The sequence below is a fragment of the Rhodospirillales bacterium genome (genome assembly GCA_016699855.1).
Classification (GTDB): Bacteria; Pseudomonadota; Alphaproteobacteria; order Reyranellales; family Reyranellaceae.
Window position 1 is genome coordinate 1708751 of the sequence record CP064988.1, and the last position, 18123, is coordinate 1726873.

18 protein-coding genes and 1 pseudogene are annotated in these 18123 nt (G+C 71.5%); 9 read left to right on the forward strand and 10 right to left on the reverse strand.

Annotated features, from left to right (window positions below):
* Positions 1–66 precede the first annotated feature (66 nt).
* Together IPK81_08000 and IPK81_08005 are read left to right on the forward strand one after the other, a co-directional pair.
* The gene (locus IPK81_08000; protein QQS14111.1) at positions 67–1296 is read left to right on the forward strand and encodes a lytic murein transglycosylase; all 1230 of its coding nucleotides are present in this window, start codon (positions 67–69) and stop codon (positions 1294–1296) included.
* Between the two features lie 30 nt (positions 1297–1326).
* Positions 1327–1941, forward strand: coding sequence for a LysE family translocator (locus tag IPK81_08005; protein ID QQS14112.1), 615 nt, complete (start codon positions 1327–1329; stop codon positions 1939–1941).
* Positions 1942–1947: 6 nt separating this feature from the next.
* On the opposite strand, the gene IPK81_08010 is transcribed toward IPK81_08005, so the two are convergent.
* Positions 1948–2877 carry a diacylglycerol kinase family lipid kinase gene (locus IPK81_08010; GenBank protein ID QQS14113.1) on the reverse strand — a complete coding sequence of 310 codons (930 nt, stop codon included), beginning with the start codon at positions 2875–2877 and terminating at the stop codon, positions 1948–1950.
* Positions 2878–3017: 140 nt separating this feature from the next.
* Here IPK81_08010 and IPK81_08015 point away from each other — a divergent pair, with 140 nt between their 5' ends.
* Together IPK81_08015 and IPK81_08020 are read left to right on the forward strand one after the other, a co-directional pair.
* The gene (locus IPK81_08015; protein QQS14114.1) at positions 3018–3830 is read left to right on the forward strand and encodes a UDP-2,3-diacylglucosamine diphosphatase; all 813 of its coding nucleotides are present in this window, start codon (positions 3018–3020) and stop codon (positions 3828–3830) included.
* A gap of 9 nt (positions 3831–3839) precedes the next feature.
* Positions 3840–4901 carry a glycosyltransferase family 1 protein gene (locus tag IPK81_08020; protein QQS14115.1) on the forward strand — a complete coding sequence of 354 codons (1062 nt, stop codon included), beginning with the start codon at positions 3840–3842 and terminating at the stop codon, positions 4899–4901.
* Here IPK81_08020 and IPK81_08025 read toward each other — a convergent pair.
* From IPK81_08025 to IPK81_08040, 4 genes are all read right to left on the reverse strand, one after another.
* Entirely contained in the window at positions 4865–5599 is a 735-nt protein-coding gene (locus IPK81_08025; GenBank protein QQS14116.1) for a ribonuclease activity regulator RraA, read from the reverse strand. The two genes, IPK81_08020 and IPK81_08025, sit on opposite strands and share 37 nt — an antisense overlap.
* Before the next feature lie 77 nt (positions 5600–5676).
* Positions 5677–7236 carry an exodeoxyribonuclease VII large subunit gene (locus tag IPK81_08030; GenBank protein ID QQS14117.1) on the reverse strand — a complete coding sequence of 520 codons (1560 nt, stop codon included), beginning with the start codon at positions 7234–7236 and terminating at the stop codon, positions 5677–5679.
* A complete protein-coding gene (locus tag IPK81_08035) occupies positions 7223–7627 on the reverse strand; it encodes a type II toxin-antitoxin system VapC family toxin (GenBank protein QQS14118.1) in 405 nt (134 codons plus the stop codon). The genes IPK81_08030 and IPK81_08035 overlap by 14 nt, the downstream gene beginning before the upstream one ends.
* On the reverse strand, positions 7608–7883 hold the full coding sequence (locus tag IPK81_08040; protein QQS15005.1) for a type II toxin-antitoxin system prevent-host-death family antitoxin: 276 nt from the start codon (positions 7881–7883) through the stop codon (positions 7608–7610). Before IPK81_08040 ends, IPK81_08035 begins: the two co-directional genes overlap by 20 nt.
* A gap of 87 nt (positions 7884–7970) precedes the next feature.
* On the opposite strand from IPK81_08040, the gene purD reads away from it, so the two are divergent.
* Together purD and IPK81_08050 are read left to right on the forward strand one after the other, a co-directional pair.
* Positions 7971–9263: a phosphoribosylamine--glycine ligase gene (purD, locus tag IPK81_08045; GenBank protein ID QQS14119.1), complete on the forward strand. Its 1293-nt coding sequence runs from the start codon at positions 7971–7973 to the stop codon at positions 9261–9263.
* Between the two features lie 59 nt (positions 9264–9322).
* Positions 9323–10450, forward strand: coding sequence for an MBL fold metallo-hydrolase (locus IPK81_08050; GenBank protein QQS14120.1), 1128 nt, complete (start codon positions 9323–9325; stop codon positions 10448–10450).
* A gap of 148 nt (positions 10451–10598) precedes the next feature.
* On the opposite strand, the gene IPK81_08055 is transcribed toward IPK81_08050, so the two are convergent.
* The 4 genes from IPK81_08055 to IPK81_08070 form a co-directional block, all read right to left on the reverse strand.
* Entirely contained in the window at positions 10599–11465 is an 867-nt protein-coding gene (locus IPK81_08055) for a MaoC family dehydratase N-terminal domain-containing protein (protein QQS14121.1), read from the reverse strand.
* A 31-nt stretch (positions 11466–11496) separates the two neighbouring features.
* The gene (locus IPK81_08060) at positions 11497–12078 is read right to left on the reverse strand and encodes a VOC family protein (protein ID QQS14122.1); all 582 of its coding nucleotides are present in this window, start codon (positions 12076–12078) and stop codon (positions 11497–11499) included.
* A 35-nt stretch (positions 12079–12113) separates the two neighbouring features.
* Positions 12114–12629 (reverse strand): hypothetical protein, encoded by a 516-nt coding sequence (locus IPK81_08065; GenBank protein ID QQS14123.1) that lies wholly within the window; start codon positions 12627–12629, stop codon positions 12114–12116.
* Between the two features lie 85 nt (positions 12630–12714).
* Positions 12715–13785 (reverse strand): tartrate dehydrogenase, encoded by a 1071-nt coding sequence (locus IPK81_08070; GenBank protein QQS15006.1) that lies wholly within the window; start codon positions 13783–13785, stop codon positions 12715–12717.
* A gap of 871 nt (positions 13786–14656) precedes the next feature.
* Here IPK81_08070 and IPK81_08075 point away from each other — a divergent pair.
* The gene (locus IPK81_08075; protein QQS14124.1) at positions 14657–15217 is read left to right on the forward strand and encodes a VUT family protein; all 561 of its coding nucleotides are present in this window, start codon (positions 14657–14659) and stop codon (positions 15215–15217) included.
* Positions 15218–15235: 18 nt separating this feature from the next.
* Positions 15236–16290 (forward strand): annotated as a pseudogene (gene queA, locus IPK81_08080) (tRNA preQ1(34) S-adenosylmethionine ribosyltransferase-isomerase QueA).
* Positions 16291–16301: 11 nt separating this feature from the next.
* On the opposite strand, the gene IPK81_08085 reads toward queA, so the two are convergent.
* Positions 16302–16793 carry a hypothetical protein gene (locus tag IPK81_08085; protein QQS14125.1) on the reverse strand — a complete coding sequence of 164 codons (492 nt, stop codon included), beginning with the start codon at positions 16791–16793 and terminating at the stop codon, positions 16302–16304.
* 206 nt (positions 16794–16999) lie between these two features.
* On the opposite strand from IPK81_08085, the gene tgt reads away from it, so the two are divergent.
* Complete coding sequence (gene tgt, locus IPK81_08090; GenBank protein ID QQS14126.1) at positions 17000–18121, forward strand: tRNA guanosine(34) transglycosylase Tgt; 1122 nt, start codon at positions 17000–17002, stop codon at positions 18119–18121.
* The last annotated feature ends 2 nt before the right edge of the window (positions 18122–18123 follow it).

The window sequence follows — 18123 nt, forward strand, 5'->3', positions numbered from 1 at the left end:
GCGCCAATCGCGGCCGGATCGCCTATGATGGCCGCACCCGCCCGATCGCACCGGAATCCCCGCCCAATGCCGACTCCGATCCCTCCTCGATCCTCCGGTCGCGCGCGCGCGGCCGCCATCGCCATCGCCGCCACGTCGATGGCCGCGTCGCCGCCAGTGTTCGCGCAGAGCGATTTCACGGCCTGCCTCGAGTCGATCCGCGAGCAGGCCGTGGCGCAGGGCGTACCGCGCGCCACCGCAGACGGCGCGCTGCGCGGTCTGACGCCCGACCCCCGTGTGGTCGACCTCGATGGCCGGCAGCCGGAGTTCTCGCTGACGCTGGGCCGCTACCTCGGCAACGCCATCAGCGCGGAACGCGTCGCCAAGGGACAGCAGATGCTGGCGCGCCACCGCGCCCAGCTCGACGCCATCGAGCGCGAGTTCGGCGTGCCGCCGGCCTACATCGTTTCGTTCTGGGGCATGGAGTCGAACTATGGCGCCTTCACCGGCGATTTCCCGGTGATCCGCTCGGTGGCGACCTTGGCGTGCCAGACGGCGCGGCGCGAGTTCTTCTCCAACGAGCTGGTGCAGGCGCTGAGAATCCTCGCCGCCAACCGCATGACGCCGGCGCAGATGAAGGGTTCGTGGGCCGGCGCGATGGGCAACACGCAGTTCATGCCCTCGACCTACACCGCCTACGCCATCGACCGCGACGGCGACGGCCGCGTCGATCTCTGGCGCAGCCTGCCGGACGTGTTCGGCTCGTCGGCCAACTACCTCGCCAAGGTCGGCTGGAAGCGCGGCCAGCCCTCGCACGAGGAGGTCTTGCTGCCGGCCAGCTTCGACTACGCGCGGGTCGATCCGACCGTCGAGCGCCCGATCCGCGAATGGCGCGCGATGGGGATCGCGCGCGCCGACGGCCGGCCGCTGTCCGATTCGACGGAGAAGGCGGCGCTGGCCCTGCCGGCGGGCCACCGCGGACCGGCGTTCCTGCTGTGGCCGAACTACAAGGTCATCATGATCTGGAACCGCTCCCAGCTCTACGCCATCGCGATAGGCCAGCTCGCGGCGCAGATCGACGGCCGCCCAGGCCTGATCCGCCAGCCGCCGGCCGACGACCAGCCGCTGGCGCGCGCCGACGTGGTCGACCTGCAGAACCGCCTCCAGCGGCTCGGGCTCTACCAGGACGACGTCGACGGCCTGCTGGGACCGAAGACCCGCGCCGCCTTCCGGGCCTTCCAGGTCCGCGCGAAGCTCGTCGCCGACGGCTATCCGACACCCGACGGGCTGGCGCGGTTGCGCGCCGCGTCGCCCTGAGGATCCACCACCGGACACCGAGCCACGCCGATGTCCCTCGAGCTCTACCTCGCCTTCATCGCCGCCTGCGTCGTCGTCGCCGCCGTCCCCGGACCGATGGTGGCGCTGGTCGTCGCCAACAGCCTGACGCACGGCGCGCGGGCCGGGCTGGCCAACGTCGCCGGCGCCCAGCTCGGCCTCGCGATCATGCTCGGCACCTTGGTGGTCGGCCTGGCCACGGTCGTCGCCACGATGGGCGCATGGTTCGACTGGCTGCGGTTGGTCGGCGCCGCCTACCTCGTCTGGATCGGCGTCAAGATGCTGCGCGCCGGCGGCGGCGGATTGGCGCCGGGCGCGGTCGCCGCGCCGCGTGGCGGCTTCTTCCTCCAGGGCCTCCTGGTGATGTTGAGCAATCCCAAGGTGCTGCTGTTCTTCGGCGCGTTCATTCCACAGTTCGTCGATTCCGGCGGCGACCGCGCGACGCGGGTCGTGGTCCTCGGCGCCACGGCGATGGCCGTCGCGGCGCTGTCGGACGGCGCCTACGCCCTTTTGGCGGCGCGCGCCGCCCGCACGCTGTCGCGCCGCCGGGCGCGGGCGCTGACCACGGCCGGCGGCGCCATGCTGGTCGGCGGCGGCATCTGGATGGCGCTCGCGCGGCCGCGCTAGGGCCGGTCACGCGTCCGGCATCAGCAGCGTCAGCCGCCGCGGCGCGACACGGATCGTGACGGGCAGTTTCATCGCGTTGTCGCCATCGATCTGCAGCGGCGCCGCGGCGCCGTCGCTCGCGCGGATCGAGACCTCGCGCGCCTCGACGACGTTGAATCCGCGAGCGCGCGCCAGCCGGTCCATCAGCAGCGCCGCGCCGTAGCGCACGATGTCGGCGCGGCCACCGCCGTCGAACAGGCACACCGACAGGACCGGACGCCTCACGCTCTCACCGGGCGCCAGCGTGTACGATCCGCCGTACGAGCGCGCGTTGCTGACGATCACCGAGGCCGCCTCGCGCGCCACCCCGTCGATCTCGACGCGGTATCGCGCGCGCGCGCCGCGCGCCATCTCGGCCAGCGCGCGCCAGACATAGGCGCCCTTGCCGAGCCGCCGCTTCAGCGCGCCGTCGACGCCAGCGACCACGCGCGCGTCGAAACCGGCGCCAGCCATCAGGACGAACGGCGCGGAAGCGCCGGAGACGCCTGCCGCCTCGCCGAGATGGATCGGCGTCGCCGCCCCGCGCGCCAGCGCGCGACCGACCGCCGCGGCGTCGAACGCCAGGCCGATCTCGCGCGCCAGCACGTTGACGGTGCCCAGCGGGACGATGCCCAGCGCCGGCGGCGCGTCGTCGCGCGCCAGCAACCCGGCCGCGACCTCGTTGACCGTGCCGTCGCCGCCGGCGGCGACCACCACGTCGACGCGACTTGAGTCGGCGCCCAGCGCCAGCCGCCGGGCGTCGCCCCGCAGAGACGTCGACGCGACCGCGACGACGACAGCCCCCGCGCCCCGCGCCGCCTCCAGCGCGGCGGATAGCCGCCGCTCCTGCCAACGTCCCGCGACGGGATTGTGGACGATCAGCAATCGGCGACCGGAGGGACCATCCAGCGATGACATTTTGCGGGCTACCAACGAGGCTCGATTGCAACGGTACTGCATCACTACCGTAGCACGACCGTCATCGCCGGCGGCTAGCGTCCGGCCGTCGACTCAAGCCCTCGTGGCCGGTCCGACGGCGTACCGCGATGGACGGGGCGATGAACGCGGAAGGCGCAGTTCCCACGACGCACTGGCGGGCGATCTATCTTTCCGACGTGCATCTCGGCACCCGCGGCTGCCAAGCCGACAAGCTGCTCGATTTCCTGCGCCGCCACGACAGCGACTGCCTCTACCTCGTCGGCGACATCGTCGACGGCTGGCGCCTGCGCCGCTGGTGGTACTGGCCGCAGGCCCACAACGACGTCGTCCAGAAGATTCTGCGCAAGGCGCGCAAGGGCACGCGCGTCGTCTACGTGCCGGGCAACCACGACGAGGCGGCGCGCGACTATTGCGGCCTCACATTCGGCGGCGTCCAGGTCGTGCGCGAGGCTATCCACGAGACGGCCGACGGCAAGCGCCTGCTGGTCATCCACGGCGACCAGTTCGACGGCGTCGTGCGCTACGCCCGCTGGTTGGCGATGCTCGGCGACTGGGCCTACGCGCTGGCCCTGAAGCTCAACACGGTCGTCAACGGCGCCCGGCGCCTGCTGCGTATGCCGTACTGGTCGCTCGCGGGCTACCTGAAGGAACGCGTCAAGAACGCCGTGCAGTTCATCGGCGACTACGAGGCGGCGGTCGCCACGGAGGCGCGCGGCCGTGGCGTCGACGGCGTCGTCTGCGGGCATATCCACCACGCCCAGGCGAGGACCATAGACGGCATCCTCTACTACAACGACGGCGACTGGGTCGAAAGTTGCACCGCGCTGGTCGAAGACTACGAAGGCCGGATGTCGATTCTGCGGTGGCCCGAAATCTCCGGTCGCCACGGCAACGAGGCCGTCCGCGCGCCGCTACCGCTGGCGGCGGAGTGATCGAGGGCGATGCGCGTCGCAATCGTCACCGACGCGTGGCATCCACAGGTGAATGGCGTGGTGCGTACGATCGACGCCACGCGCGCCGAGCTGCGCCGTCTCGGCCACGAGATCGAAGTGTTCGGTCCGGACCGCTTCGGGACCCTGCCTTGCCCGACCTATCCCGACATCCGGCTGTCGATCATGCCCGGCCGGCGTCTCGCCTCCTTGCTCTCCGCGTTCCTGCCGGCGGCGGTCCATATCGCGACAGAAGGTCCCCTTGGAAGCGCCGCGCGCGGGTTCTGCCGCCGCCGCGGGCTGCCGTTCACGACCGCCTACCACACGCGCTTCCCCGAGTACCTCGGCGCGCGGTTTGGCGTGCCGGTGGCGTGGACCTACGCGGCGCTACGACGCTTCCACGCGCCGGCTACCGCCGTGATGGTTTCGACGCCCAGCGTCCGCGACGCGCTCGCGGGTCGCGGCTTCGCGAATCTGCGGCCATGGACGCGCGGCGTGGACACGTCTCTGTTCCGGCCGCGCTCCGATCCCACGCCGGCGTCCGAGGATGGACGGCCGGTGTTCCTGTACGTCGGCCGGCTCGCGGTCGAGAAGAACCTCGACGCGTTCCTGTCGCTCGATCTTCCGGGCCACCGCTGGGTGGTCGGCGACGGGCCGGAGTTCGAAAGGCTGCGCGCCCGTTACCCGGACGCGCGCTTCTTCGGGCGGCGGCAAGGCGAAGCGCTGGCTACGCTCTACCGCGCCGCCGACGTGTTCGTCTTTCCCAGCCGCACGGACACGTTCGGTCTGGTTCTGCTTGAAGCGCTCGCTTCCGGTCTGCCGGTCGCCGCGTTTCCCGTTCCGGGTCCGCTCGACGTCATCGGCGACGCGCCCGTCGGCGTTCTCGACCATGACCTGCGCGCAGCGGCCCTACGGGCGCTGCAGGTGGAGCCCGCCGCCTGCCGCGCGCAGGCGGCGCGCTTCTCGTGGCGCGCCAGCGCCGAGATGTTCCTCGCGAACCTGGCGCCGTACGATCCAATGCCGACCCCGTGCGGGGCTCAGCCGCCCGGTTCGCCGGCCGCCACCCAGGCCTGAAACGCCGCCTTGGTGGCGTCGTCGGGCGGATAGGTCCCCATCACGGGCTTGCCCTTGAGGATCTGGATGGCGACGAACTTCTCCAGCCGCTCCTGCGCCATCGAATCGCGCGCCACCTCCTCGGCGATGTGGCGAGGCACGATCACGACGCCGTCGCCGTCCGACACGACCACGTCGTTGGGAAACACCGGCACGCCGCCACAGCCCACCGGTAGCTGGACGTCGACCGGCAGCAGATGCGTCATGCTCGGCGGCGCCGTGACGCCGGCGGCGAACACCGGCAGTTTCATGCCCGACACCACCGGCTGGTCGCGCATCGCGCCGTCGGACACCACGCCCGCGACGCCGCGCACCTGCAGCCGCGCCACGAGAATGTCGCCGAACGTGCCGCTGCGCAGCTCGCCGCCGGTCGACACCACCAGCACGGCGCCGGCCGGCGTGTGCTCGACCGCGTGCTTCTGCGCGTTCTCCGGATCGGACGGGCTCGGCGGCGGACACAGATCCTCGCGCCCGGCGATGTAGCGCAGCGTGTAGGCCGGACCGACCATGCGGCTGGCGGCCGGATTCATCGGCCGGACGTTGATCGCCATGTTGCGCAGGCCGCGCTTCATCAGCTGCATCGTGATGGTGGCGGTGCTGGCGTACATGAATTGCGCGATCGCCTCCGCGTCCAGCGGCTTGAACTCGACCTCTCCCATCGGCGGCCTCCCTTTCTTTTCGATGGACCGAACCGTCGCGCGAACCGTCGATGCGATCAACCGGCGACGCGCCGATGTCAGAACAGCGATCCCTGCGGGCCGCCGCGCGGCGGCTTCGCGCGGGACGACGCGGGCGCCGGCGCGGTCCGATCATCTTGCGCGCCGCCGTCCACCACCGCGCCGACGGCGCCGTCGCCGAACTCGACGACGATCCTGGCCCCGGGCGCGACGGCGGCCGCCGACAGCACCGGCGCGCCCGCCGCGTCCCTGACCAGCGCGAAGCCGCGCGCCAGCGTGCCTTTGAACGAGTAGCTCTCGAGCAGCTTGCCGACGCCGTCCAGCGTGGCGGCGCGGCCGTCGAGGAGCTGCGACAACGCGCGCGACAGCCGCTGGGCCAAGGCGTCGGTGCGCTCGACGCCGCGCAGGGTCTGGTCGCGCACGCGGTCGCGGTAGCCGCGCATCACGACCATCAGCATGTCGCCGGCCGCGGCCAGACGCGCGGCCTCGCGGTCGACGATCTCGCGCGGACTGCGCAGACCGGCCGCCGCCGTCGCCAGCGCCGCGCGCCGCCGCTCGACCAGCGTCGTCGTGGCGCGGACCAGACGTCCGGAGAGGTCGTCGACGCGCTGGCCGCGTTCCTCGATCATGCGCATCGGGTCGGGCAGACCGCGCGCCAGGCCGGCCAGCTCGGTTCCGGCCTCGCGCAGGCGGCGGTTCAAGGCGGTGAGCAGACGGCCGTCCATGCCGCGCACGTTCGCCAGCAGCTCGGCGCGCACGGGCACCGCCATCTCGGCCGCCGCCGTCGGCGTCGGCGCGCGGCGGTCGGCGGCGAAATCGATCAGCGTGGTGTCGGTCTCGTGGCCCACGGCGGAGATCAGCGGGATCGCCGAGCCCGCCGCGGCGCGCACGACGATCTCCTCGTTGAAGGCCCACAGGTCCTCGAGGCTGCCGCCGCCGCGCGCCACGATCAGCACGTCCGGCCGCGGCGTGGCGCCATCCGGCGGCAGGGCGTTGAATCCCGCGATGGCGGCCGCCACCTCGGCGGCGGCCTTCTCGCCCTGCACGGCCACCGGCCAGATCAGGACGTGGCGCGGGAAGCGGTCGGCGAGGCGGTGCAGGATGTCGCGGATCACCGCGCCGCTGGGCGACGTGACGACGCCGATGACCTCCGGCAGATAGGGCAGCGGCCTCTTGCGGTCGGCGTCGAACAGGCCCTCGGCGGCGAGCTTCCTGCGCCGGTCCTCCAGCAGCTTGAGCAGCGCGCCCTCGCCCGCCAGCTCCATGCGTTCGACGATGATCTGGTACTTCGACGAGCCGGGATAGGTGGTGACGCGCCCCGTGGCGATCACCTCCAGCCCCTCCTCGATCTTCAGGCCCAGCCGCGGCAGCGAGCCCTTCCAGCACACCGCGTCGAGCACGGCGTCCATGTCCTTGAGGCGGACATAGCAGTGGCCGGAGCGCGGGAAGCTGGGCTGCGAGATCTCGCCGCGCACGCGCACGCGCGGGAACGCCTGCTCGACCTCCCGCTTGAGCGCGAAGCTCAGCTCGGAGACCGAGAATTCCGGCAGGTTGTGGCCGGCGGCCTCGGCGGCGTCGCTCACGGGCGGGCTCCCGGTGACGCGGTCATCTGGCGGCATCCAGCCGGCTCAACGGCGCCTTCCACCTCAGTATGGCGCCATCCGCCGTCATCAAGGTGGCGTCGTTGCGCAGGACGGTCGCCACGATGAGCCGGTCCATGGGATCGTTGTGCATGTCGGCGAGCCCTGCCGCCTCTATCGCGATTGGCGCGTCCACTGGAAACTCGACCACGCCCAGCGCCAGCACGTTTTGCCGCCACGTCGCGGGATCGGGTGACAACGCGATTCTGCCTTTGCGATGCTCGTTCGCCAATTCGTAGAACGTGACCGCCGAGACGCCGACGGCGTCGTCGCGCAACGCTTCGTCGCACCGCGCACGCGCCAGCCGGCCGAGCTCCCGTCGGCCTTCCATCAGCCAGAGCAGCACATGGCTATCCAATATCACCGTCATCGCGCCGCCCCGAAATGTTCCTCCACTCGCGGTCCTCGTCCCAGTCCGGCGCGCTCGGGCCGACGATATCGCCATGGATCGCGACCGTCCCCTTCAAGGCGCCGAACAAGGTCGCCGGCTTCTCGCGCAACGGCACGATCCGCCCGACCGGCCGTCCGTTCTTTGTCACGGTCACGGTCTCGCCGGTGCGCTCGACCTCGTCGAGCACGGCGAGAAACTTCGCTTTGCATTCCGACGCCTTCATGGTTTTAGTCATCGCGCGCCCGCCTGATTTGACCATGGTCATGACCATGGTCATATTGGAGAGGATCGCCGGCCGTTTCAAGGCATTGGGGTGGATGCGATGCGGATTCTGGTGGTCGGAAGCGGCGGGCGCGAACACGCGCTGTGCTGGGCGATCTCGGCCTCGCCGCTGTGCGACAAGCTCTTCTGCGCGCCGGGCAACGCCGGCATCGCCGGAGTGGCGGAATGCGTCGCCATCGGCATCGACGACATCGCCAGGATCGTCGAATTCGCCCGCCGCGAGGGCGTCGACTTCGTCGTGGTCGGCCCAGAGGCGCCGCTGGTCGCCGGGCTGGCCGACCGGCTGACGGAGGCCGGTATCGCGGTGTTCGGTCCCTCCGCCGCCGCCGCGCGGCTGGAAGGCTCCAAAGGCTTCACCAAGGACCTCTGCCGCAAGTACGGCATTCCCACGGCCGGCTACGAGCGCTTCACCGACGCCACAGCCGCCAAGGCCTACATCCACCGCCAAGGCAACGTCTGGAAGGCCCAGCCGATCGTGGTGAAGGCCGATGGTCTGGCGGCCGGCAAGGGCGTGATCATCGCCGCCGACGCCGCCGAGGCCTGCGCCGCCGTCGACGACATGCTGGGAGGTGGACGTTTCGGCGCCGCCGGAGCCTCGGTCGTGGTCGAGGAGTTCATGACCGGCGAGGAGGCCAGCTTCTTCGTCCTGGTCGACGGCGCGCACATCCTGCCGTTGGTCGCGGCGCAGGACCACAAGCGCGTCGGCGACGGCGACACCGGCCCGAATACCGGCGGCATGGGCGCCTATTCGCCGGCGCCGTGCGTGACACCGGAGGTCGAGGCCCGCGTGCTCGACGAGATCATCCGGCCCACGGTGCGCGCGATGGCCGCCGAAGGCGCGCCTTACCGCGGCGTGCTGTTCGCCGGGGTGATGCTGACGCCGTCGGGTCCGAAGCTGATCGAGTACAACTGTCGTTTCGGCGACCCTGAATGCCAGGTGCTGATGACGCGCCTGAAGTCCGACATCGTGCCGGCACTGCTGGCGACCGCCGAGGGCGGTCTCGACCATCTCGATCTGCGCTGGCACGACGACACGGCGCTGACCGTCGTGATGGCGGCGCGCGGCTATCCCGAAGCGCCGCTCAAGGGCACCGAGATCCGGGGCCTGGAGGCCGCGGGCGCGGTCGGGGGCGCGATGGTGTTCCACGCCGGCACCCGGCGCGACGGTGACCGGATCCTCGCCGATGGCGGCCGCGTGCTGAACGTCACCGCCATGGCGCCCACGGTCGAAGAGGCGCGCCGGCGCGCCTACGCCGCCGTCGACCGGATCGACTGGCCGGAAGGCTTCTGCCGCCGCGATATCGCATGGCGGGCCCTCGCGCCGCGCGCGTGACACCCCGGAACGGCGCTCCTAACGTATCGCACCGCACAATAACCGCGCCGGATCCCGAAATGCCCGATTGGCACGACCACGCCCAGCGCCTGCTGTCGCAGCTGCGCTTCCCCTGCGGCGACGCCCCCGAGTCGGGCGCGATCAAGGCCGTGGCGCCGGGCATCCACTGGCTGCGGATGCCGCTGCCGTTCCAGCTGAACCACATCAATCTCTATCTGCTGGAGGAAGCCGACGGCTGGACCATCGTCGACACCGGCATGCAGCTCGACGAGACCAAGGCGCTGTGGGAGCGGATCTTCGCCACCCACCTGGGCGGCAAGCCGGTCAAGGCGGTCGTCGTCACCCACATGCACCCCGACCATGTCGGGCTCGCCGGCTGGCTGTGCGCGCGCTGGAAGGCGCCGCTGCACATGTCGCTGGGCGACTACATGTCGGCGATGTCGATCCGCAACGAGCTGATCGACGGCGAGGAGTCGCGCGCCGCGCACCTGCGCGGCGGCGGCGTGCCCGAGGACAAGATCTCGATCTTCCACCGCCACCGCGGCGGCTACGGCAAGGGCGTCGGCCCGCTGCCGGGCGCGTTCAACCGCATGATGCACGGCGACCGGTTGATGCTCGGCGGGCACCGCTGGCAGGTGATCGTCGGCCGCGGCCACGCGCCGGAGCACGTCTCGCTGTGGTGCGCCGATCTCAACCTGATGATCTCCGGCGACCAGGTGCTGCCGAAGATCAGCACCAACATCGGCGTCTGGCCGAACGAGCCGATGGCCGATTCGCTGACCTGGTTCCTGACCGGCTTCGTGCGCTTCCGCCGCCTGCCGGCCGACGCGCTGGTGCTGCCCAGCCATGGCTTCCCGTTCATCGGCCTGCACACGCGGCTCGACCAGCTCGTCGCCCACCACGAGGCGCGCCTGACCGAGATGCTGGCGGCGATCGTCGGCCGCGGCGAGTCCGGCGCCACCGGCTGGGAGATGGTGCCCGTCCTGTTCCCGCGCCATCTCGACAGCAACCAGGTGGTGTTCGCGTTCGGCGAGACGCTGGCGCATCTGCACTGCCTCGAATCGCGCGGCCACGTGCGCCGCGTCACGACCGGCGGCGTGCACAAATTCATCGCCGTCGCGCGCGACGACCTCGCCTCGCCCGACGGTGATCCCGAAGGCGAGCTGCTCGAGGTCGGCCAGGTCTGACGCGCGGGCCGAGCGGGCTTCCCTGGCATCCCGAGCGCAGCGAGGGATGCAGGCGCCGGCTCTAGATCCCTCGCTGCGCTCGGGATGCCAGCAGGGCGAGGCGCAAGGGTCGCGCGCCCGTCCGATCGGCACGCGCGGCCTGCCGCCTCTACCGGCCCGCGCTCAGCGTGATCTCGGTGGCGACGTTGCCGTCGGCGTCGAGCGCCCACAGGTCGAACTGGTCGGGATAGGGCGATGGTCCACCGCCCAGCGTCACCGGCTTGTCGACGTAGAGCGGACGGCGGTTACGGGTCGAGATCTGGCGGAACGGCCGCCCCAGCTTGGCGCGCGCCAGCTCGAGCAGCAGCAATGTCGTGAGGCCGCCGTTGACGATCCGGTCGGGATAACCCTCGACACCGCGCGCGTAGTCGGCGTCGTAGTGGATACGGTGGCCGTTGAAAGTCAGCGCCGAGTAGCGGAACAGCATCGTCGCGTCGGGCGTGACCGCCCGTTTCCACACCGCCATGCCTTCGGGCCGTTGCGGCGGCGGGGCCTTCGCCGGTCCGCTGGCGGCCTCTCGGAACACGACGTCCTGCTCCTCGACGATGCGCACGTCGCCGCGCGCGCTGATGCGGTGGAGGATGGTGACGAACACCATGGCGCCGCCGCGGCCGGTCTTGGGTTCGATCGCCGTGATCTCCGATTCGCGCTCGACCTCGTCGCCGATCAGCAGCGGCTCGCCGAACAACGCGCGGCGGCCCGCGAACATGCGCCGAGGCAACGGTACCGGCGGCAGGAAGTCGCCGCGCTCCGGGATGCCGTCGACGGCGAGCGCGGCCTGCGGCGCGACCGTCGCGAACAGCGCGGCGTACCACGGTTGCGGCAGCTCGGCGCCGTCGACCAGCGGCGCCGGATCGACATCGAGCAGCGCCGCCATGCGGTGCGCCATCTGGCGCGTCACCTGGTCGGCGGCGGTCTGCTTGCGGCCCAGCCACGCCGCGTATTCGCCGGCGCCTGCGCCCGCCTCATCCGTCATCGGCCCGTCCCCTCGTTAGACCGCATGGCGGTCAGCGGAAATCGCGCAGCGCCGGATCGGCGATCCGCGTGTCCTGGCCGGCGACCGGATCGTCGATCGCCTGGCGCAGGCTGGTGGCGCCTTTCCATTCCGCGCGCGGCCGTACGCGGCCGTCGGCGCCGACCTGGTCGAGGCCCCAGTAGATCTCGAGCCGGTGGCCGTCGGGATCGCGGAACTCGACGGCGATCTGCACCCCGGCGCGGCGGCGGCCCTCGAAATCGATCGCCACGGCGTGGCGGCGCAGATGGTCGCGGGCGCGCAGCACCTCGTCGAGCGTCGAGACCTCGAACGCCATGTGGTGCAGCCCCGCGTCGGCGGGCGGCGGGCCGGAGGCGCGCACCAGCGCGACGCCGTGGTGGTCCGGATTGAACCGCAGGAACACCATGCCGCCGGGCATCATGTCGTCGCCGTACACGTCGGAGATTCGCATGCCGAGCACTTCCGTGTAGAAGCGCGTCGAGCGCTCGAGATCGGCGACGTGCAGAACGACGTGCCCGATCTTGTTGACGCGGAACGGCGGCGGCGTCCGCCCCTCGGCGGCGCGGATGCGGTCGGGATTCGTCGCGCCCGTCATGGTGCTACCTCCTTGCGGCCGCGCCGCTGGCGCCGTCAATCGACGCGCCATGGTCCGGGGATGAAGACCCACCGGCCGTTGACGTGCACCAGCCCGTCGAACGCCATGCCGGCGGTCTTGCCGGGCTCGACGAACTTGAAGCGGACGATCGGCACCCCGGGCCGGAGGTCGCCGGCGACCTTGGCGTAGCCGCCGGGGAACTCGCCCGCCACGGGCTTGCCCGCGATCAGATCGTCGGTGCTGGCGAACACGACGAGGATCTCCGTCTGCCCCGCCTTGCCGGCGATGACCTGGCCAGAGGCCCAGAGCTGGCGATGCGCCGCCTCGAGCCTGGACGCGCGCGGCTCGCCATAGACCGTGCGGTAGTCCGTCGCTGTCGGGCGCAGCCGCGTCATCGCGGCGTCCACGTCGACGGTGGAGCCGGGCGCGAACTGCGCGATCAAGGCGCGCGCGCCGGCCTCGGTCGGCGGAAACGCCTGGGCGCGGACCGGCGCGGCGGCGAGGGCCGCGCAGCCGGCCAGCGCGATGACGGCGCGCCGTCGAAATCCCATGGCGGACGCTCTCCATTCAAATGGCCCCGGCTCCACGCCGGAGCGGCTGAAACTACGCCCGCCCGGGCCGCGCGTCCAAGCGGCGTCAGGCGCGTTCCAGCGCCGCGCACACCGCCTCGGTGACCTGCGCGGTCGTGGCGGTGCCGCCGAGATCGCGCGTCAGGAACTTGCGCTCCGCCGTCACCGTCTCGATCGCCTTCATCAGACGCCGCGCCGCATCCGCCTCGCCGAGATGCTCCAGCATCATGACGCCGGACCAGAACGTGCCGATCGGATTGGCGATCCCTTTGCCCATGATGTCGAAGGCCGAGCCGTGGATCGGCTCGAACATCGAGGGGTAGTGGCGCTCGGGATTGACGTTGCCGGTCGGGGCGATGCCGATGCTGCCGGCCAAGGCGGCGGCGAGGTCGCTGAGGATGTCGGCGTGCAGGTTGGTCGCGACGATGGTGTCCAGCGACGCGGGCCGGTTCACCATCCGCGCGGTGGCGGCGTCGACCAGCTCCTTGTCGACTGTCACGTCGGGGAACTCCTTCGCCACCTCCGCCGCGATCTCGTCCCACATGACCATGCCGTGGCGCTGGGCGTTCGACTTGGTGACCACGGTCAGCTTCCTGCGCGGCCGCGACGCCGCCAAGGCGAAGGCGAAGCGCATGATGCGGGCGACGCCGACCCGCGTGAAGATCGACACCTCCGTGGCGACCTCCTCGGGATGGCCGCGGTGCGAGCGGCCGCCCTGGCCGGCGTACTCGCCCTCGCTATTCTCCCGCACGATCACCCAGTCGAGCTTTCCGGGCGGACATTCGGCCAGCGGGCTTTTCAAGCCCGGCAGCACGCGCGTCGGCCGCACATTGGCGTACTGGTCGAAGCCCTGGCAGATCCTGAGCCGCAAGCCCCACAAGGTCACGTGGTCGGGCACCTCCGGATCGCCGACGGCGCCGAAATAGATCGCGTCGAACGACTTCAACGCGTCCAGCCCGTTGTCCGGCATGAGCTGGCCGGTACGGCGGTACAGGTCGGAGCCCCAGTCGAAATCGACGACGTCCAGATTGAAGGCGTTGGTCAGGCGCGACAGGCGGCGCAGCACCGTCAGGCCGGCCGGGATCACCTCCTTGCCGATGCCGTCGCCCGGGATGGCCGCGATGCGATGCGTGCGCACCGGGCCCAGGCCGGCCGTCTCGACGCGCGGCCGGACCGGCGTCGACGTGGCCGCGGACGTGGACGTCGTCGTCGGCCGGACAGGTGGGGGATCGACGGTCGGCGACGCCGTCGCCTGCCTGATGCCGGCACGGTAGGCGCGGCCGTAGCCGGCGATCAGATCGGCGCGGTCCAACGCGTTGATGATGCGGCGCGCCTCGCGCCAATCCTCCGTCGACCCGTCGAAATAATCCGCCAGCTTCCGCGACGTGAACGCCCCTGTGATCATGCCGTGGAACATGATCTTGGCGGCGAGTTCCGGCTCGAGCGCCTTGTCCGGATCCGCCTCGAGATCGACGCCGAACGTCGCGCCCATCACGGCGTAGTTGCGCCGGCCGGTGAGCTGCACGTAACCGCGGCCCTTGAAGCGCACGCCGTCGCCGGGCTGCGTGTTGCCGAGGTCGGTGCGGCCCTCGTAGGCGGCGCCCGACGCGTACTCGCGGATCGGCCGCATCGTGCGGTCGGTCTCGTGGTGCGTCGTCGCCAGGCAGTAGGCGAGCCAGCGCTCGTCCTTGCCGGCGTGGCCGGCCTCCCAGCCGTCGAGGATGAAGTTGAGGCCGTCGACCTGGTCCTGCTGCAGCGAGCCGCCGAACAGCTCGCGCCGGACATGGTCGAAGAAGAACTTGCGGTCGATCATGTTCGCATCCCCACGCGCGGGTGGCACCCGCGGACCCTACCCCGGACCGGTGGACGCCCCTACGTGTCCGCGCCCACACTTCGCATGAATTCGCGCCGCCATCACGTCCGGCGGCGCTCTCGCCTTCCACCGCCGGTGGGCGTATAAGCGCCGCCGCCCACCGGCCTGTGCCGCCGGAGCGGGCTTGGAGGCCGATATGAACGAGATCTCCCGCGGGACGGCCGTCGCCGTCGCCGCCATGGTCGCCATCGTGGCGCTCAGCAACTACACCGTCCAGTTCCCGATCAACGCCTGGTTGACCTGGGGCGCGGCGATCTACCCCGTGAGCTTCCTCGTCACCGACCTCGCCAACCGCGCCTTCGGGCCGGAACGCGCCCGCGTCGTCGTGTATTGCGGGTTCGCCGCCGGTGTTCTGGCGTCCGGCCTGCTGGCGCCCTGGCGCATCGCGGTGGCGTCGGGGATCGCCTTCCTGGTCGGCCAGCTGCTCGACATCCACGCCTTCGACCGGCTTCGGCGCGCCACCTGGTGGAAGGCGCCGCTGGTCGGCTCGGCGCTGGGCTCGATCGTCGATACCGCGCTGTTCTTCGGAATCGCCTTCATCGGCGTCATGCCGTTCCTGCCGCCGCAGCAGGGACCGTCGGTGATCACGCTCACACTGGGCGACCTCGCCGTGAAACTGGCGCTGGCGCTGGTGTTCCTGGCGCCGTTCCGCGCCCTGATGAACGTCGTCGTCCCGGCGCGGCAGCGGACGGCCTAGGCGGCCGGTCGGATTCCCGTGCGCGTCGATCTGTTCGATTTCGAGCTGCCAGAAGCGCTGATCGCGCAGCGGCCGGCGCGGCCGCGCGACTCGGCGCGGCTGCTGCGCCTACCGGCCGCCGGCGACGCCACCGCGCATACCGTGCGGGACCTGCCCGATCTGGTCGACGCCCGCGACCTGCTGGTGTTCAACGACACGCGGGTGCTGCCGGCGCGGCTCTATGGCGCCGCGGCGGCGCGCGGATCGAAGCGCTGCTGCTGCGCGCGCTGGATGAACGACGCTGGACGGCGATGGCGCGGCCGGCGGGGCGGCTACGCCCGGGCGAGCGCCTGGACTTCGAGGGCGGCATCGCCGCCACGGTGGCGGCGCGGCGCGGCGACGGCACGCTCGAGCTCGAGTTCGACCTGCCGCGAGCCGCGCTGGCCGAGGCGCTGCGCGCCCACGGCCACATGCCGCTGCCGCCCTACATCCGCGGCGGCCGCGACGATGCCGCCGACCGCGACGACTACCAGACGGCGCTCGCGGCGCGCGACGGCGCCATCGCGGCCCCGACGGCGGCGCTGCATTTCACGTCCGGCCTGCTCGAGCGCCTGCGCGCCAAGGGCTGCGGCATCGCCACGGTGACCCTGCACGTCGGCGCCGGCACGTTCCACCCGGTGCGCGTCGAGGACACGCGCGACCACGCCATGCACGAGGAATGGGGCGAGGTCGGCGCGGCGGCGGTCGACGCCATCGCCGCCTGCCGCGCCCGCGGCGGCCGCGTCGTGGCGGTGGGAACGACGACGCTGCGCCTGCTCGAGACGGTGGCCGCGCGGAACGAAGGACGGCTGACGCCGTGGACCGGCGACACCGGAATCTTCATCACCCCGGGCTACCGCTTCGCGGTCGTCGACCGGCTGATGACCAACTTCCATCTGCCGCGTTCGACGCTGTTCATGCTGGTGGCGGCGTTCGCCGGGCTGGACCGGATGCGGGCGCTCTACGCGCGCGCCATCGCCGACGGCTACCGCTTCTATTCCTATGGAGATTGCTGCCTGCTCGACCGGGCCGGCAGCGCGGAGACCGCGCCGTGACCGGCCGGCCGTCACTTGTAGTGCTTGACGCAGGCCAGCAGCTCGTCGAGCGCCACGTAGGTGCCGATCAGCGTGATGTTGAAGCCGTCCTGTCCGCGGGGATCGATGTACAGGCGGTTGCCGGCCTTGATCTCGCGGAACAGCGACTCCGAGTCCGCGAGCCCGAGAAACAGCGCGGTCTCGGTCAGGGCCTCGGCCTGGCCGCTGCGCCGGGTGTAGTTGTCGACCCAGTATGTGACCCCGCCCTTCGATCCCTGCCGCCAGTTCCACTTCGGGTTGTTGATGACCACGCCCCACTGCCAGTCGCCGTCGACCATGAACATCACCGACGCGCCGCCGCCGTAGGTGCCGGTGGCGGTGCAGTGCTCGAACGCGCCCTGCCTTCCATTGGCTTCGATCAGCCACGCGCCGGTGTTGTAGCTGCGCAGCACCTCCGCGCGCGCCGGCATCGTCGCGAAAACCGCCGACAAAACAGCCACGAGAATCGCCGTTACTCCCCTCATCGCCCTCTCCCCCTGGAAATCCCGCCATGCTCCGCCGCGCGCCCGCCGACAGTCCGCCCGTTCGTCGGACGCGACCGCGTCGCCGCGCGCCACCCGTCGCCCGCCATTTTATATCGCCGGTCGATTTTCGTCGAGGGCGCGCTCACAACGGCGGGCGCGGCGACCGCCATCACGCCGCCGCGAGACCCGCACGTGGAGTTCCGCCGATGATCGGCTTCGACCTGCTTGCCAGCGACGGCGCCGCCCGGCGCGGCCGCATCGCCACCGCCCACGGCGTCGTCGAGACGCCGGCCTTCATGCCGGTCGGCACGGCGGCCACGGTGAAGGCCATGTTGCCCGAATCGGTCGCCGCCACCGGCGCGCACATCGTGCTCGGCAACACCTACCACCTGATGCTGCGGCCGGGCGCCGAGCGCGTCGAGGCGCTGGGCGGACTGCACAAATTCATGAACTGGCCCGGCCCGATCCTGACCGATTCCGGCGGCTTCCAGGTGATGTCGCTGTCGAAGCTGCGCACGCTCGACGCCGGCGGCGTGACGTTCCGCTCGCATATCGACGGCTCGACGCATCGCCTGACGCCGGCCCGCTCGATCGGCATCCAACGCCGGCTCGACGCCGACATCACGATGTCGTTCGACGAATGCGCGCCGTGGCCGATCGACCACGACGGCGCGGCGGCGTCGATGCGGCTATCGATGCGCTGGGCGGCCGACGGCCGCGCCGCGTTCACCGACCGCGACGGCTACGGCCTGTTCGGCATCGTCCAGGGCAGCGTGTTCGAGGATCTGCGGCTGGAGTCCGCCCGCGCGCTGACGGAGATCGGCTTCGACGGCTACGCCATCGGCGGCCTCGCCGTCGGCGAGGGCCAGGAGGCGATGTTCCGCACGCTCGATTTCACCGCGCCGGCGCTACCGGCCGACCGGCCGCGGTACCTCATGGGCGTCGGCCGGCCGGCCGACATCGTCGGCGCGGTCAGACGCGGGATCGACATGTTCGACTGCGTCATGCCGACCCGCGCCGGCCGCACGGCGCAGGCCTTCACATGGCGCGGCGAACTGAACCTGCGCAACGCGCGCCACCGCGACGATCCGCGGCCGATCTCGGCGGAGTGCGCGTGCCCGGCGTGCGCCTCGTACAGCCGCGCCTATTTCCACCACCTGATCCGCGCCGACGAGATGCTCGGGCCGATGCTGCTGACCTGGCACAACCTGCACTTCTACCAGGACGTGATGCGCGGCCTGCGCGGCGCCATCGAGGCGGGAACGCTCGACGCGTGGATCGCGGCGTTCGAGGCGAAGCAGGCCGAGGGCGACATCCCGGCGCTTTAGCG